Source organism: Streptomyces sp. Je 1-332 (assembly GCF_040730185.1).
In the GTDB taxonomy this organism is placed as follows: domain Bacteria; phylum Actinomycetota; class Actinomycetes; order Streptomycetales; family Streptomycetaceae; genus Streptomyces.
This window is the reverse complement of sequence record NZ_CP160402.1, coordinates 6,872,178-6,888,680: the sequence shown is the minus strand read 5'-3', so window position 1 is coordinate 6,888,680 and position 16,503 is coordinate 6,872,178. Positions and strand designations below refer to the sequence as shown.

General features: G+C 69.5%; 13 protein-coding genes. 4 read left to right on the top strand and 9 right to left on the bottom strand.

Annotated features, from left to right (window positions below; translation table 11 throughout):
* Window positions 1-34: 34 nt before the first annotated feature.
* A complete protein-coding gene (sucD, locus tag ABXJ52_RS31015; RefSeq protein WP_367046507.1) occupies window positions 35-913 on the bottom strand; it encodes a succinate--CoA ligase subunit alpha in 879 nt (292 codons plus the stop codon).
* Between the two features lie 11 nt (window positions 914-924).
* Window positions 925-2,064 carry an ADP-forming succinate--CoA ligase subunit beta gene (gene sucC, locus ABXJ52_RS31010; RefSeq protein WP_367046505.1) on the bottom strand — a complete coding sequence of 380 codons (1,140 nt, stop codon included), beginning with the start codon at window positions 2,062-2,064 and terminating at the stop codon, window positions 925-927.
* Between the two features lie 211 nt (window positions 2,065-2,275).
* Between sucC and ABXJ52_RS31005 the strand changes: the two genes are divergently transcribed.
* The 4 genes from ABXJ52_RS31005 (at window position 2,276) to ABXJ52_RS30990 (ending at window position 8,893) form a co-directional block, all read left to right on the top strand.
* Window positions 2,276-3,970: a thiamine pyrophosphate-binding protein gene (locus ABXJ52_RS31005; protein ID WP_367046503.1), complete on the top strand. Its 1,695-nt coding sequence runs from the start codon at window positions 2,276-2,278 to the stop codon at window positions 3,968-3,970.
* Window positions 3,971-3,982: 12 nt separating this feature from the next.
* Window positions 3,983-5,215 (top strand): formyl-CoA transferase, encoded by a 1,233-nt coding sequence (gene frc / locus ABXJ52_RS31000; RefSeq protein ID WP_367046501.1) that lies wholly within the window; start codon window positions 3,983-3,985, stop codon window positions 5,213-5,215.
* 18 nt (window positions 5,216-5,233) lie between these two features.
* Window positions 5,234-7,384, top strand: a complete 2,151-nt coding sequence (locus tag ABXJ52_RS30995; protein WP_367049399.1) for an acetate--CoA ligase family protein — start codon at window positions 5,234-5,236, stop codon at window positions 7,382-7,384.
* 120 nt (window positions 7,385-7,504) lie between these two features.
* Complete coding sequence (locus ABXJ52_RS30990; RefSeq protein WP_367046499.1) at window positions 7,505-8,893, top strand: OFA family MFS transporter; 1,389 nt, start codon at window positions 7,505-7,507, stop codon at window positions 8,891-8,893.
* 106 nt (window positions 8,894-8,999) lie between these two features.
* On the opposite strand, the gene ABXJ52_RS30985 is transcribed toward ABXJ52_RS30990, so the two are convergent.
* The 7 genes from ABXJ52_RS30985 to ABXJ52_RS30955 all read right to left on the bottom strand — a co-directional run bounded on the left by ABXJ52_RS30985 (window position 9,000) and on the right by ABXJ52_RS30955 (window position 16,471).
* Complete coding sequence (locus tag ABXJ52_RS30985) at window positions 9,000-10,061, bottom strand: sugar phosphate isomerase/epimerase (protein WP_367046497.1); 1,062 nt, start codon at window positions 10,059-10,061, stop codon at window positions 9,000-9,002.
* Between the two features lie 165 nt (window positions 10,062-10,226).
* The gene (locus tag ABXJ52_RS30980) at window positions 10,227-11,609 is read right to left on the bottom strand and encodes a nucleotide pyrophosphatase/phosphodiesterase family protein (protein WP_367046494.1); all 1,383 of its coding nucleotides are present in this window, start codon (window positions 11,607-11,609) and stop codon (window positions 10,227-10,229) included.
* The gene (gene eboE, locus ABXJ52_RS30975; RefSeq protein WP_367046492.1) at window positions 11,606-12,775 is read right to left on the bottom strand and encodes a metabolite traffic protein EboE; all 1,170 of its coding nucleotides are present in this window, start codon (window positions 12,773-12,775) and stop codon (window positions 11,606-11,608) included. Before eboE ends, ABXJ52_RS30980 begins: the two co-directional genes overlap by 4 nt.
* Window positions 12,776-12,778: 3 nt before the next feature.
* Entirely contained in the window at window positions 12,779-13,627 is an 849-nt protein-coding gene (locus ABXJ52_RS30970; RefSeq protein ID WP_367046490.1) for a TatD family hydrolase, read from the bottom strand.
* Window positions 13,627-14,286 (bottom strand): EboA domain-containing protein, encoded by a 660-nt coding sequence (locus ABXJ52_RS30965; protein ID WP_367046488.1) that lies wholly within the window; start codon window positions 14,284-14,286, stop codon window positions 13,627-13,629. Before ABXJ52_RS30965 ends, ABXJ52_RS30970 begins: the two co-directional genes overlap by 1 nt.
* Window positions 14,283-15,251 (bottom strand): sugar phosphate isomerase/epimerase family protein, encoded by a 969-nt coding sequence (locus ABXJ52_RS30960; protein ID WP_367046486.1) that lies wholly within the window; start codon window positions 15,249-15,251, stop codon window positions 14,283-14,285. The genes ABXJ52_RS30965 and ABXJ52_RS30960 overlap by 4 nt, the downstream gene beginning before the upstream one ends.
* Window positions 15,248-16,471 (bottom strand): SCO3242 family prenyltransferase, encoded by a 1,224-nt coding sequence (locus ABXJ52_RS30955; protein ID WP_367049397.1) that lies wholly within the window; start codon window positions 16,469-16,471, stop codon window positions 15,248-15,250. Before ABXJ52_RS30955 ends, ABXJ52_RS30960 begins: the two co-directional genes overlap by 4 nt.
* Window positions 16,472-16,503 lie beyond the last annotated feature (32 nt).

Below are 16,503 nucleotides of genomic sequence, written 5' to 3'. Positions count from 1 at the left end.
TGGCTCGTACGGGCTGAGAACGAGGCGGGATGCCTCATGCCCCGAGTTGGTCGAGAACGAGGCGGGCGGTTTCCGTCGGTGTGGCGCCGACGCGTACCCCGGCTGCCTCCAGCGCCTCCTGTTTCGCGCGCGCGGTGCCGGACGAGCCCGAGACGATGGCTCCCGCGTGGCCCATGGTCTTGCCCTCGGGTGCGGTGAAGCCGGCGATGTAGGCGACGACGGGTTTACTGACGGACTGCTTGATGTAGGCGGCAGCGCGTTCCTCCGCGTCACCACCGATCTCACCGATGAGCACGATCAGTTCGGTGTCGGGGTCGTCCTCGAAGGCGGCGAGGCAGTCGATGTGCGTGGTGCCGACGACGGGATCGCCGCCGATGCCGACACAGGTGGAGAAGCCGACGTCGCGCAGTTCGTACATGAGCTGGTAGGTGAGCGTGCCCGATTTCGAGACCAGGCCGACGCGTCCGGGCTTGGTGATGTCGGCGGGGATGATGCCCGCGTTGGCCTGGCCGGGGGTGATGAGCCCGGGACAGTTGGGTCCGATGACGCGCGTGCCGCGCTCCTTGGCGTACGCGTGGAAGGCGACGGAGTCGTGCACGGGGATGCCCTCCGTGATGACCACAGCGAGGCCGATACCGGCGTCGGCGGCCTCGGTGACGGCCGCCTTGGAGAAGGCGGGAGGCACGAAGACCACGGTGACGTCGGCGCCCGTGGCCTCGATGCCGTCGCGGACGGAGCCGAAGACGGGGACGGCGCGGTCGTCGAAGTCGACGGTCCGGCCGGCCTTGCGGGGGTTGACGCCTCCGACGATGTCCGTGCCCGCCGCGAGCATGCGGCGGGTGTGCTTCATGCCCTCGGCGCCGGTCATGCCCTGGACGAGGACCTTGCTCTCCTTGGTGAGGTAGATCGCCATGTCCCGGCTCCTTAGGCTGCGTTGGTGTGACCCGCGAGTTCGGCGGCGCGGCGTGCGGCGCCGTCCATGGTGGGGGCCTGCTGGACGAGGGGGTGGGAGCGCGCGTCGAGGATGGCGCGGCCCCGCACGGCGTTGTTGCCGTCGAGGCGGACGACGAGCGGCTTGGTCAACTGGACCGATTCCAGCGCCTGGACGATGCCGTCGGCGACGGCGTCGCACGCGGTGATGCCGCCGAAGACATTGACGAAGACGGACTTGACCGCGGGGTCGGAAAGGATGACGGAGAGGCCGTCGGCCATGATCTGGGCGGAGGCGCCGCCCCCGATGTCGAGGAAGTTCGCGGGGCGCGCTCCGCAGCCCGCGACCACGTCGAGAGTGGACATGACGAGGCCCGCGCCATTGCCGATGATGCCGACCTCGCCGTCGAGCTTGACGTAGTTGAGGCCCTTGGACGCGGCCGCCGCCTCCAGGGGGTCGTCGTGGGCGGAGTCGTCCGCACCCCAGCGTGCCTGGCGGAAGCGGGCGTTGTCGTCCAAGGTGACCTTGCCGTCGAGGGCGAGGATCTCTCCCTGGGCGGTGCGGACGAGGGGGTTCACCTCGACGAGGAGCGCGTCCTCGCGGATCAGCACCTGCCACAGTTTGACCAGTACGTCGGCGGTGGCCTCGGGGAGTCCCGCCGCTGCGGCGATCTCGGCCGCCTTCGCCTCGCTCACTCCCGTTGCCGGATCGATCTCCACGCGCGTGACTGCTTCCGGCCTGCTCGCCGCCACCTCCTCGATGTCCATGCCTCCCTCGGCGGACGCGATCGCCACGAAGCGTCCCGCCGTGCGGTCCAGTACGTACGAGACGTAGAACTCGCATGCGATCTCCACGGGTTGGGCCACCATCACCTTGTGCACGGTGTGGCCCTTGATGTCCATGCCGAGGATCTGACGTGCCGTGATCTCGGCGGCGGCCGGGTTCGCGGCGACCTTGACGCCGCCGGCCTTGCCGCGTCCGCCGGTCTTCACCTGGGCCTTGACGACGACGCGGCCGCCGAGGCGTTCGGCGCCCGCGCGTGCCTCCTTCGCCGACTCGGCGACCTCCGCACGCGGCACCAAGATGCCGTGTTCCTCGAAGAGTTCCCTTGCCTGGTGCTCGAACAGGTCCATTCCGGCTCCTGACGCCGTGTCGTTCCGGGGAGCGAACCCCCCGCCTCCGAAAAGTGCCGCACGCCCCCTGGACACCACTGACCGGATGCGGGATAACAAGCTTCATACAGTATTCGTCGACTGTATGCAATCTACCGCGAGAGCACCTCCGAGCAGTGTGCGAGCAGCATCTGAGAGCTCCAACTCCCCTACGAAGGGACAGGACTTCGCCATGTCCGACGGCAGCAGCGACACGAACCAGACCCACATCTCCGGTGGGCACCTGGTCGCCAAGGCACTCAAAGCAGAGGGTGTGGAGGTCATCTACACCTTGTGCGGCGGCCACATCATCGACATCTACGACGGCTGCGTCGACGAGGGGATCGATGTCGTCGACGTACGCCACGAGCAGGTCGCCGCCCACGCGGCCGACGGTTACGCGCGCCTCACCGGTAAGCCGGGATGCGCGGTGGTGACGGCGGGGCCGGGAACCACGGACGCCGTCACGGGTGTGGCGAACGCCTTCCGCGCCGAGTCCCCCATGCTGCTGATCGGCGGCCAGGGAGCGCACACCCAGCACAAGATGGGGTCACTGCAGGACCTTCCGCACGTCGACATGATGACGCCCATCACCAAGTTCGCCGCGACCGTGCCGGACACGGCACGCGCCGCCGACATGGTCTCGATGGCCTTCCGCGAGTGCTTCCACGGCGCTCCCGGACCGTCCTTCCTGGAGATACCGCGCGATGTGCTCGACGCCAAGGTGCCGGTGGACAAGGCCCGGGTGCCGCAGGCCGGGCAGTACCGCGCGTCCACCCGCTCGGCCGGCGACCCCGAGGCCATCGAGAAGCTCGCCGACCTGCTCGCGCACGCCGAGAAGCCCGCGATCCTGCTCGGCAGCCAGGTCTGGACGACGCGGGGCACCGCGTCCGCCATCGAGCTCGTGCGGGCCCTGAACGTGCCCGCCTACATGAACGGCGCGGGCCGCGGGACCCTGCCCCCCGGGGACCCCCACCACTTCCAGCTCTCGCGGCGCTACGCCTTCTCCAACGCCGATCTCATCGTCATCGTGGGGACACCCTTCGACTTCCGTATGGGCTACGGGAAGCGGCTCTCCCCGGACGCGACGGTCGTGCAGATCGACCTCGACTACCGCACCGTCGGCAAGAACAGGGACATCGATCTGGGGATCGTCGGTGACGCGGGACTGATCCTGAAGTCGGTCACCGAGGCGGCGTCCGGGCGGCTCAACGGCGGCGCTTCCAAGTGCAAGGAGTGGCTCGACGAGCTGCGTGCCGCCGAGCAGACGGCGATCGAGAAGCGGCTGCCGAACCTGAAGTCCGACGCCGCGCCCATCCACCCCTACCGTCTCGTGAGCGAAATCAACGACTTCCTTACCGAAGACTCCATCTACATCGGCGACGGCGGCGACATCGTCACCTTCTCCGGACAGGTCGTGCAGCCCAAGTCGCCGGGCCACTGGATGGACCCGGGCCCGCTCGGCACGCTCGGCGTCGGCGTCCCCTTCGTGCTCGCCGCCAAGCAGGCGCGGCCCGACAAGGAGGTGGTGGCCCTCTTCGGAGACGGCGCCTTCTCCTTGACCGGGTGGGACTTCGAGACGCTCGTCCGCTACAACCTGCCGTTCGTCGGGATCGTCGGCAACAACTCCTCGATGAACCAGATCCGTTACGGCCAGAAGGCCAAATACGGCGAGGAGCGCGAGCGGATCGGCAACACCCTCGGAGACGTCCACTACGACAAGTTCGCCCAGATGCTGGGCGGTCACGGCGAAGAGGTCCGCGACCCCGCCGACATCGGCCCCGCTCTGCTGCGGGCGCGCGAGTCGGGCAAGCCCTCGCTGATCAACGTATGGGTCGATCCGGACGCGTACGCCCCCGGAACCATGAACCAGACCATGTACAAGTGAGGAGCCCGTGCGATGACGACCAAGGCTCTTGAGGGCGTACGCGTCCTCGACATGACACACGTCCAGTCCGGGCCGTCCGCCACCCAGCTGCTCGCCTGGCTCGGTGCGGACGTGGTGAAGCTCGAGGCCCCCTCCGGGGACATCACGCGCAAGCAGTTGCGTGATCTCCCGGACGTCGACTCGCTCTACTTCACGATGCTCAACTGCAACAAGCGGAGCATCACCCTCAACACCAAGACGGAGCGCGGCAAGGAGCTCCTGACGGAGCTGATCCGGCGCTCCGATGTGATGGTCGAGAACTTCGGGCCCGGCGCCGTGGACCGGATGGGCTTCACCTGGGAACGCATCCAGGAGATCAACCCCCGGATCGTCTACGCCTCGATCAAGGGCTTCGGAGACGGCCCGTACACCAATTTCAAGGCCTACGAAGTGGTGGCACAGGCCATGGGCGGCTCCATGTCGACCACGGGCTTCGAGGACGGCCCGCCGCTCGCGACCGGCGCCCAGATCGGCGACTCCGGGACCGGCATCCACGCCGTCGCCGGCATTCTTGCCGCCCTCTTCCAGAGGGAGAACACCGGTCGCGGGCAGCGCGTGAACGTCGCCATGCAGCACGCGGTGCTCAACCTGTGCCGGGTCAAGCTGCGCGACCAGCAGCGCCTGGCCCACGGACCGCTCGCCGAGTATCCGAACGAGGACTTCGGGGACGAGGTGCCGCGCTCCGGCAACGCGTCCGGCGGCGGGCAGCCCGGCTGGGCGGTCAAGTGCGCGCCGGGTGGCCCGAACGACTACGTGTACGTCATCGTGCAGCCCGTGGGCTGGCAGCCGCTCACCGAGCTCATCGGGCGCCCCGAGCTCGCCGAGGACCCCGAATGGGCCACCCCGGAGGCCCGGCTTCCCAAGCTCGGCAAGATGTTCCAGCTGATCGAGGAGTGGTCCGCGACGCTCCCCAAGTGGGACGTCCTCGAGCGGCTCAACGCACACAACATCCCGTGCGGCCCGATCCTCTCCACCAAGGAGATCATCGAGGACGCCTCGCTGTCCGCGAACGAGATGGTCGTCGAGGTCGCGCATCCGCGGCGCGGCTCCTTCACCACGGTCGGCTCCCCCCTGAAGCTGTCGGACTCCCCCGTCGACGTGGTCAGTTCGCCGCTCCTCGGCGAGCACAACGCGGAGGTCTTCGTCGGTGAGCTGGGCCTCGGCGACGAGGAACTGCGCCTGCTCAAGTCGAACGGAGTGATCTGATTGATGGCCGAAGACTTGATGGCCGAAGACCGCGCACTGACGGTGCGGGCGCTCCTCGACGCCGTGCGCGCCGAGGGACGCACCTCGCTGACGGCGCCGGAGGGCAAGATCCTCGCTGACGCGTACGGGATCGCCGTGCCGGGCGAGGAGCTGGCGACGGACGTGGACGAGGCGGTCGCTTACGCGGCACGCTTCGAAGGGCCCGTCGTCATGAAGATCGTCTCCCCCGACATCCTGCACAAGACCGACGCGGGCGGCGTCATGGTCGGCGTGGAAGGCGCCACCGACGTACGGGCCGCCTTCTGCGAGATCGTCGACAACGCGCGTGCGTACGCGCCGGAGGCACGGATCGAGGGCGTGCAGGTGCAGGAGCTGCTGCCCTCCGGCCAGGAAGTGATCGTCGGGGCGGTGACCGACCCGACGTTCGGGAAGGTCGTCGCCTTCGGGCTCGGCGGCGTACTCGTCGAGGTCCTCAAGGACGTCACGTTCCGTCTCGCGCCGGTCGACGCGGACGAGGCCGCCTCCATGCTCGACTCGATCCGTGCCGCGGAGATCCTCCGAGGGGTGCGGGGCGCGCCGGCGGTGGACCGGTGGGCCGTCGCCGAGCAGATACGCCGGGCCTCCCAACTGGTCACCGATTTCCCGGAGATCGCGGAGGTGGACCTCAACCCGGTGATCGCCACCCCGGAGGGCGCGATCGCCGCGGACATCCGCGTCATCCTCTCCGAAGGGGTCACGAAACCGCGCCGTACGTACACGCGCGAGGAGATGCTCACGTCGATGAGGCGGCTGATGGAGCCCCGCTCCGTCGCCGTGATCGGTGCCTCCAACGAGCAGGGCAAGATCGGCAATTCGGTGATGCGCAACCTCATCGACGGCGGCTTCTCCGGCGAGATCCATCCGGTGAACCCGAAGGCCGATGACATCTTGGGCCGCAAGGCGTACAAGAGTGTCACGGACGTTCCCGGTGAGGTGGATGTGGCGGTCTTCGCGATCCCCGCCAAGTTCGTGGCTTCGGCCTTGGAGGAGGTGGGTCGCAAGGGCATCCCCAACGCGGTCCTGATCCCCTCCGGGTTCGCCGAGACCGGTGAACAGGCCCTCCAGGACGAGATCGTGGCGATCGGCGAGCGGCACGGCGTACGGCTGCTCGGCCCGAACATCTACGGCTACTACTCGACCTGGCAGGACCTCTGCGCGACGTTCTGCACGCCGTACGACGTCAAGGGCGGGGTCGCTCTGACGAGTCAGTCCGGCGGCATCGGGATGGCCATCCTCGGCTTCGCCCGCACCACGAAGACGGGCGTCTCGGCGATCGTCGGACTCGGCAACAAGTCCGACCTCGACGAGGACGATCTCCTCACGTGGTTCGGTGAGGACCCCAACACCCAGTGCATCGCCATGCATTTGGAGGACCTCAAGGACGGCCGTGCCTTCGTGGAGGCCGCGCGGGCGACCGTCCCGAAGAAGCCGGTCGTGGTCCTGAAGGCCGGACGCACGGCTGCCGGAGCGAAGGCCGCGGGATCGCACACGGGCGCCCTGGCGGGCGATGACGCCGTGTACGACGACATCCTCAGGCAGGCGGGCGTCATCAGAGCCCCCGGTCTCAACGAGATGCTGGAGTACGCTCGCGCGCTGCCGGTGCTTCCCACACCACAGGGCGACAACATCGTGATCATCACGGGGGCGGGCGGGTCCGGGGTGCTGCTCTCGGACGCGGTGACCGACAACGGGTTGCGGCTGATGGAGATCCCCGACGACCTGGACGCGTCCTTCCGGGCGTTCATTCCGCCCTTCGGGGCGGCGGGAAACCCTGTCGACATCACCGGGGGCGAGCCCCCGTCGACGTACGAGGCGACGATCAGGCTCGGCCTCGAGGATCCCCGCATTCACGCACTCGTCCTGGGCTACTGGCACACCATCGTCACCCCTCCCATGGTCTTCGCCGAACTAACGGCCCGGGTGATCGCGGAGTTCCGGGAGCGCGGCATCGAGAAGCCCGTCGTGGCATCCCTGGCGGGCGATGTCGAGGTGGAGGAGGCCTGCCAGTACCTCTTCGAGCGGGGTGTCGTGGCGTACCCGTACACGACGGAGAAGCCGGTGGCCGCGCTCGGCGCGAAGTACCGGTGGGCCCGAGCGGCCGGTCTGTTGGGGGGGCGGCCCATGAGGTGACCGGTGCGGGGGCCGGTCGGCGGTGCGCGCCGGCCGGCCCCGGGACCCGTGCGCACACGAAAGGAATTGGACAGGGGGCGCTGGCCAGGATCTTTTCGACGCAAGGGGTGCTGAACCAACATGACGACAACCGACATACTTACCGCCGTCCCGTACCGGGAGGTGACGGACGCCAACGGCCGGATGTACCGAGTCGGTGAGACCGACATCGACATCATGGGCCGCAAACGCAAGTGGATGGTCATCCTGCCGTGGATCGGCATGATGGGCATCAGCTCGGCCGAGTACGCGTTCGCGTCGGCCGAGGACACCCTGCACACCGCGCATTCGTGGGGCGACACCCACATCTTCTGGATGCTGGGAGTCTGGGTCTTCTTCCAGGCAGCGGTGGCCTTCCCGGCGGGCAAGCTGCGCGAGAGCGGCAAGCTTCCGGCACGCTGGGCGATGATGTGCGGCGCTGTCGGAACGCTGCTCGGCTATCTGTCACTGGCGTTCGCGCCGCATGTCATCGTCGCCTATATCGGCTTCGGCATGTTCAGCGGTATGGGCGCCGGCATGGTGTACGCGACCTGCGTGAACATGGTCGGCAAGTGGTATCCCGAACGGAAGGGAGGGAAGACCGGATTCGTCAACGGCGGATTCGCCTACGGCTCGGTGCCGTTCGTGTTCCTCTTCACCGGCTACATGGACCTGACGAACTTCCGCTGGGTGCTGGTGAGCGTCGGCCTCTTCCTGGCGGCGATGGTCGCCGTGGCCGGTTATTTCTTCCGTGACCCGCCGAAGAACTGGTGGCCGGCCGACGTGGACCCGCTGCGGCCGCCGGACGACCCGCGGGCCAGGCGCGCGCTGGCGATGAACCCGCCCGCCGTGCGGCAGTACACGCCCAAGGAGGCGTGGCAGACCGGGCGCGTCGCGCTGATGTGGTTCTGTCTGCTGTGCACATCCGGCGTGAACATCTTCGGCATCGCTTTCCAGGTGGACATCGGAAAGGAAGCCGGATTCGCCGGCGGAATCGTCGCCACGGCCATGTCCTTGAAGGCCATCGTCAACGGCACGGGCCGAGGTGTCATCGGCTGGCTCTCGGACCTCTACGGACGCAAACGCTGCCTGATCTTCGTCTGCATCGTCCTCGGCCTCTCCCAGTACGGAATCCTGTGGGCCGCGGACATCAAGAACCTCCCGCTGTTCCTGGTCTTCTCCAGTATCTCCGGTTTCGGAGGCGGCGCCATTTTCCCGATGTTCGCGGCGATGACGGCGGACTATTTCGGCGAGAACAACAACGCCTCCAACTACGGCCTGGTCTACAGCTCCAAGCTGGTGTCCGGTCTTCTCGGCTCCGGAATGGGCGCGGTCGTGGTGAGCAACTGGGGCCACACCGGGGCCTTCACACTGGCGGGCTCGATCTCCCTGTTCGCGGGATTCATCGCGCTCTTCCTGTCCCAGCCCGGAAGGCCGAAGGACAAAGGCATCAAACCCAATCCGCAACCCCTCGGTGAGGAGATGGCCTGATCGCACGAGCCCCGTCAAGTGCCGTAGGACCAGCGGCCGCCCCGTGCACTCAGGTGCACGGGGCGGCCGCTGTTGTGTTCCGCGCTCAGTTGCGCCGGGGCCCGGGTCAGTCCCCGCAGCGCTCGCGGAGCGAGTGCAGGTGCGCACTGGACTTGCGGGCGAAGGCGAAGGACTCGACCGGGTTGTCGTGCTCCGTCTGCCAGTGGTGGTAGCGGCGGCCGTTATGGGTCCGCGCGGTCACCTTGGAAAGGAACTTCTTGTAGTCGATGTCGCCGTCCCCGACGTCCGACATGCGGAAGCCGTCGCGGGTGGTCTCGTCACGTATGCCGTCCTTGACATGGAACAGCGGATAACGGTGCGGCTGCTTGAGGACGTAGCTGATCGGCTCGAACGGCGCCGGCGTGCCGTCCGCCCGCTTGCCGAAGCGGAACTGCGCCGAGAACGCCCAGTAGATGTCCATCTCCAGAAAGACGAAGTCGGGGTCCGTCTCCGCGAGCAGCACGTCGTAGAGGCGGACCTTCGGCTTGTCGGTGGCGAAGGAGAACTCCTCAGCGTGGTTGTGCTGGTAGAACTTCATGCCGCGCTTGCGGGCGGCTTCTCCGTACGTGTTGAAGTCCTCGGCGGCGCGCTTCCAGCCGTCGACGGTCGATCCATAACGGAAGGGGCCAGCCGCGGTTCCGATGTGCTTGAGCCCGAGCGCCTCGGCGTCGTCGAGGACCTTCGTGAGGTTCTGCGCGAAGGTGTACGCGTTCGGGTTGTTGTCGTCGTAGTAGCCGACGTGGCTGCCGATCGGGTTCAGCCCGTGGTCGTGGGCCAGCCTCTTGAGCTGGGCGAGGGTGATGTCGCCCGCCGAGCCCTGGGTGTATCCGGCGAACTCGATCTCGTCGTAGCCGTACTTCTCCAACTCGGCGAAGACCGGCGCGAATCCGAGGGTGGAGACCTTGTCGCGGAGGCTGTAGAGCTGGATGCCGAGTCGGCCCGGAGGCAGGACGGCTCGGCCGCGGCCCTTCCCCGCCGCGTCGGTGGCGGGGGCGGCCGTGGCGGTCGTCGCGGTGGCGGCGGTGCCGATCAGGGCCGCGGCGGTGGCGCCGGCCGCGACGCCGAGCACTCCGCGTCTGCTGAGCCTCTGGGCCAGTTCGGGGTCGGCTGAGGTGTGGTTGCGGGTCATGCGGGTCTCCCGGGATCGAGTCAGGGATGGATCAGGGATGGGTTCGAGCAACGGATCAGGGATGGATCAGGGGCGGACCCTGATGGCACGGTCCGAGCCGTCTGGTTAATTGGAGATCAAGCAGATTCCAGCAATTCCAATTCGGCGATGCGGGCCCGCCAGGGCTCAGTGCAGGCCCGCGAGTTGGAGCAACAGCGATTTCACATCGGTGGCCGCGACGCGGTCACCGACAGCGCGGGGGGTGGAGCACAGGATGAGCGGTCCGGAGTCGGGGTCCTCGCTCGTGGGGAGGCGGCCATGGCTGCCGCGAATAGGTGACGGGTCCAGGGGCACGACTGCCATGCGATAGCGCATGCCGAGCTTCTTGCGGGCCAGTGCGGACGCGGCCTTGACGCGGACGTACGGGTCCTCGGGGTCCATGAAGAGCTCGACAGGGTCGTAGCCGGGCTTGCGGTGGATCTCGACCAGCTGCGCGAAGTCGGGCACGCGGTCGTCGTCGAGCCAGTAGTAGTACGTGAACCACGCGTCCGGCTCCGCGACGGCGACGAGTTCGCCGGAGCGCGGGTGATCCAGGTGGTGGGTCTTCTTTCCCTCGTCGTCGAGGAGCTGCTCGATTCCGGGAAGGTCGGCGAGTGCCTGGCGGGTGACTTCCAGGTCCTCGGGCCTGCGCACGTAGATGTGGGCGATCTGGTGGTCCGCTACGGCGAAGGCGCGCGAAGCCATCGGGTCGAGATACTCCATGCCGTCCTGGGTGTGCACTTCGAGCAGGCCGGCACGGCGCAGGGCACGGTTGATGTCGACGGGGCGGTCCACGCGGGTGATGCCGTACTCGGACAGGGCGACGACGGTGCGGCCCTCTGCCTTCGCGTCGTCGAGGAGGGGCGCGATGGTCGCGTCGAGTTCGGCTGCGGCCTGGAAGGAGCGCGGGTCGTCGGGGCCGAAGCGCTGCAGGTCGTAGTCAAGGTGAGGGAGGTAGCACAGGGCCAGGTCGGGGTGGCGGGTGCTGATGATGTGGCGTGTGGCGTTCACGATCCAGCGGCTGGAGACGATGTCGGCGCCGGGGCCCCAGAAGTGGAAGAGGGGGAACGTGCCGAATTTCTCGGTGAGTTCGTCGTGCAGGGCCGGGGGCCGGGTGTAGCAGTCGGGTTCCTTGCGGCCGTCGGCGTAGTAGACGGGACGGGGGGTGATGGTGATGTCGGTGTCGGCGCCCATGGCGTACCACCAGCAGATATTGGCGACGGTGTAGCCGGGGTGCGCGCGACGGGCGGCGTCCCACAGCTTGTCTCCGGCGACAAGGCCGTTGTGCTGCCGCCACAGGAGTACGTCGCCGAGCTCGCGGAAGTACCAGCCGTTGCCGACGATGCCGTGCTCGGCGGGCGTGGTGCCGGTGAGGAAGGTGGACTGGGCGGCGCAGGTGACCGCGGGCAGGACGGTGCCCAGCGGCGCCCGGGAGCCGGACTGGCCGAGGGACTTGAGGTGCGGCATGTGGTCGAGGAGACGGGGGGTGAGGCCGACGACGTCCAGGACGAGGAGGGGTGTGGGGCTCATGGGAGTTCCTTCAGGCCGAGGTCCGTCAGGAGATCGCGGGCGAGGGTGAGTTCGGCGGCGATGCCGTCGGCGAGCTGGGGGCGGGAGCGCGGTCGCAGTTCGGGCGGCAGCGCCTGCCACGTGTAGGTCTCGACCTCGAGGTGACGGGTGCGGGGTTCGGGCCCGCCGACCAGGTGGGCGAGCGTGTCCTTGAGTACAGGGAGGGTGGAGGTGAGCGGCGGCGCGGGAGCGGCGTGCAGAGGGACGTGGAAGTGGGCGCGCCAGGGTGACGTCTCGGGCAGGGCGCCGCCGGCGAGTGATTCACCAAGGTCGTCGGTGCCTCGTAGTCCGGCTGCGGTGCGGGTGCGGGTCTGGTGCAAGAAGCGGGGTTCGTCGAAGGCGGCGAGGGCTTCGCGGACTTCGGGGAGATGGGGGTGTTGGGCGTGCAGGGCGGCGGAGAGCTGGGATTTGACGACGGGGATGCCCGCAATGGCGAGCGCGTCGAGCGCGGTCCGCGGGTCCTCGAAGGAGGTGGCGAGGTGGCAGGTGTCGACACAGACACCGATGCGGTCGTGGCCGATCGCGGTGAGGGGGGCGATCGCGTCGCCCGTGGTCTCCACGGTGCAGCCCGGTTCCGGTTCAAGGCCGATGCGGATCGACTTGCCGGTCAACTCCGCCAGGGCGTCGAGGCGTTGTGCGAGTGCGGTGAGGGCGGCGCGGGCGGCCTCTGCGTCGTGGGTGTCGAAGGGGGTGCGCCAGGCGAGAGGAAGGGTGGAGATGGTGCCTTCGGTGACGTCGTCCGGGAGGAGGGCCGCAAGGAGGCGGGCCAGGTCGGTCGTGTGGGAGAGGCGCTCGGGGTCGGTCCAGTCCGGCTTGTAGACGCGGTACTTGACCTCTTCGGCGCCGAAGCCCTCATACGGGAAGCCGTTGAGGGTGACGACTTCGAGGCCGCGCCGGTCGAGTTCGCAGCGCAGCCCGCGAAGGGCGGCCGGGTCGGTGACCAGGGCGAGCGCGGCGTCCTTGGCGAGCCACAGGCCGATGCCGAGGCGGTCCCTGCCGAGCCGTTTGCGCACGGGTTCGCAGTGGTCGCGCAGTTGCGCCAGGACGCCGTCGAGAGTCTCGGCGGGGTGGACGTTGGTGCAGTACGCGAGGTGGACGACGCTGCCGTCGGGGTGCCGGAAGCGCATGGCTCACTCCCCGCCGCGGAGGATGGAGTTGCCCTCGTGGGTGCCTTCGGTGTCCGTGACGTCGAGTGCGAGGCGGCCGCTGAGCCCATAGAAGGCGACCGGGTTGCGCCACAGCACCAGGTCGACGTCGTCCTCGCTGAAGCCGGACTCGAGCATGGTGTCGGCGACCTTGCGGGTCTTGAGCGGGTCGCTCTTGCCCCAGTCGGCGGCGGAGTTGACCAGGACCTTCTCGGGTCCGTGGTCGCGCAGGATGGCCACCATCCGGTTTTCGTCCATCTTGGTCTCGGGATAGACGGAGAACCCGAGCCAGCAGCCGCTGTCCTTGGCCTCCTTGACCGTGGTCTCGTTGAGATGGTCGATGAGGACCCGGTCCAGGGGCAGCGCGGATTCCCGGATGACATCGATGGTGCGGCGCAGACCGGCGAGCTTGTCGCGGTGCGGGGTGTGGACGAGCGCGGGCAGCCCGTGGTCCGCGGCGAGCTGGAGCTGGGCGGTGAGCGCGGCGTCCTCGGCGGGCGTCATGGAGTCATAGCCGATCTCGCCGACGGCGACGACGTTGTCCTTGACGAGATACCGGGGCAGGGCGTCCAGAACCGGGGTGCAGCGGGGGTCGTTCGCCTCTTTGGGGTTGAGGGCGATGGTGCAGTGGTGGGCGATTCCGTACTGGGCCGCGCGGAAGGGCTCCCAGCCGAGGAGGGAGTCGAAATAGTCGAAGAAGGAGGCGGGTGAGGTGCGGGGCTGGCCGAGCCAGAACGCGGGCTCGACGACGGCACGGACGCCCGCGGCGTACATGGCCTGGTAGTCGTCGGTGGTACGGGACGTCATGTGGATGTGGGGGTCGAAGATGCGCATCAGGACTCCTGCTCCTCGCCGGTGGAAGGGGTCTCGGGGGCCGTAGGGGCGTTGGTCAGGGCCAGGACGCGGTGCAGGTCGCTGGGGACGGGGCGGCCGGCGGCGGTGCGTTCGGCGGCGTAGTCGCCGAGCATCCGGGCGAGCTCGGCGTCGGCGCGGGCGCGGCGGTCCAGGTCGGCGACGGCTTCCACGGGGACGCCGGTGAACAGGCACTTGAGCACCGCGTGGCGCCAGTCGTGCGGGGGGAGGTGCCAGGCGGCGTACGGGCCGACGGCGGCGGCGACGATGCGCGTGTCGTTGGTACGCAGGGCGTCCTCGACCAGGGGCAGCGCCTCAGGGCCCTGGACCAGGTGGGGCAGGGCGTGCAGGACGGCGCGGCGTTCGGCCGCGGTGCCTTGTTCGTAGACGCGGGTGAGAGTGGCTGGGGCCGCGTCGGCCGCGTGCAGGAGCAGCACCCGGGCGGCGTCGGCGTGGTCCTGGCCGCAGCGTCGCCCGGCTTCGGCGAAGCGCAACTCCCAGGTGGGGGTGTCGTTCTGCTCCGGTCGCCCGCGGTGGGCGGTGGCCTCCGCGGTGGCCTGGTCCAACCATGCGCGGGCGGCTCCGCCGAGGGCGGCTTCGAGGCGGGTGCGGAGGTCGTCTATGACGGGGCCTTCGGTCACGGTGCTCCTCCTCCGGCCGGGATGGGGGTCGGACCTTGGCGAAGAGCTTCGGTCGCTGCCTTGTTGAGGAACTCGATGGATTGGGAGGCGAGTTGGGGGCCCGCGTGGGAGTGGCGGGGCAGTTCGACGACGGTGAGGCCTTGGTAGCCGGTGGAGGCCAGGGCTTCGAGGACGGGCGGGAAGTCGATCTCTCCGTCCCCGAACGGGAGGTGTTCGTGGACGCCGCGGCGCATGTCCTCGATCTGGACGTGCCGTAGCCAGGGGGCGGCGGCGCGTACGCAGTCGGCGGGGGACTGCGGTTCGAGGCATTGGCAGTGGCCGATGTCGAGGGTGAGGCCGAGCAGCGGAGGGTCGCCCAGTTCGTGACGGAGCCGGTGGAAGTCGGCGAGTGTGGAGAGGAGGTGGCCGGGTTCGGGTTCGATGGCCAGGGGGACGCCGACTCCGAGCGCGGCGTCCAGTACGGGACCGAGCGCTTCGGCCAGCCGCTGCCAGGCGGTGTCCTCGGGGGTGCCTTCGGGGGTGATGCCGCTGAAGCAGTGCACTGCGTGGGCACCGAGGTCGGCGGCGACCTGCACGGCACGGATCAGCAGGCGGACGCGGGCCGCGCGGGCGTCCGGGTCCGGGTCCAGGAGGGAGGGGCCGTGTTTGCGGCGCGGGTCGAGTACGTAGCGGGCGCCGGTCTCGATCGTCGCCGTCAGACCGAGGCGTTCCAGGCCACGGGCCACGTGGCGGGTGCGGGCGGCGAGGTCGGGGGCGAGGGGGTCGAGGTGCATGTGGTCGAGAGTGAGTCCGACGCCGGAGTAACCGAGGTCGGCGAGGAGGCCCAGGGCGTCGTCCAGCCGGAGGTCGGTCAGGCCGTTGGTGCCGTATCCGAAGCGGAGGGGGGACGAAGCTGCCGGTCCCGCCTGCGGCTGCGGGGTACTCGCCCGGTCGGTCAGGTCCGTCCGGTCCGTTGTCTCCGTCATGTGACGCTCACCTTCCGGCCGAACTTGCGGGCCGCCGGGGCCAGAGCGGCGGCCAGGAGGGCGGGCACGAGGGACCCAGCCCGGGCGGAGAGTGCGGCCTGGAGCGGGATCATGGCCCGGATGCCGCCGCCCACCGCCCGCTGGGTGAGCTGCGGCGAGGGGTTGAGCGCGGCGTGGAAGAGGGGGCGGGCTGCGGTGGCCGCGTAGGTGACGGCGAGCGCGGCTTGAACAACGCCGCGGGCTCCGGCTCGCCGAGCGACACCGCCGGAGCTCGCCGCAGCGAAGCCCAGCAGGCCACCGTTGCGCCTGCGCCGACCTTCCGTCCGCCCTCCCACCCGGCCCGCCAGGCCTACCAGGCGGGCACCCGTCGACTCCCCCGGGGTGAAGCCCGGCAGGCCGCGGGTGGCTGCTCCGCCGCGGCCTGCCGGGAGTTGAGAGGTTCCGGCGCCGGCGTCCGCGCCGGTGCTGCCAGGGCTACCGGTACCGCCAAAGCCGTCCATGCCGCCAGGGCCGCCGGCAGCCCCACCGCTTCGGGCCAGCAGTTGCGCGAGCGCGACTGTCGCGGCGAGTGCGCCCAGCGGGACCGCCGTCGAACCACCCTGCGCCTCTCGTCGCGAGACCGCCGTCACCGCGAGGGTATGGGCGCCCAGTACCAGGGCGGCGGGCACGGCAGCGAGAAGCCGGGGGGCGTCACCCAGAGCATGGCCGGACCTGAGACCGCGAAAAGCGCTCCCCGCCGACGCAGCCCCGGCCGCAGCAACCCCCGCCGAAGTAGCCGCCGCCCCCAGGAGCAAGTCCAGGGCGCGGGCCGTGGCCATGGCTGCCGGGCCCGCGGGGGTGTGCTTCAGGCCCAGGTCGTAGGCCCACACCGTGGCCGCCAAGCCGCTCGCCACCGCCAGGGCAGGGCGCCCCGCGCCGGCTGCCAGGGCCAGGCCCCCTGCCGTCAGAGCCGCTGCCGCGCCCAGTGCGGCCGAGGGGGCGATGCGGCCGGACGGCAGCGGGCGGTGCGGGCGTTCGATCGCGTCCTCCGCCCGGTCCGCCCAGTCGTTGAGGGCCATGCCCGCCTCGTAGAGGGAGAGCGAGGCGGCAATGGCGAGGAGTGTGCGGCGGTTGGGGCTCAGCCCTGCCGCCGCCGCGCCTGCGAGGGCGTCCCCGGGGACGGTGAACAGAGCGGAGACGCGTAGCAGCTCGGCCCAGTCGCGGCCCGTGCCCAGACGCAGGCCACCGCGAGAAGCCTCACGACTTACGCCGG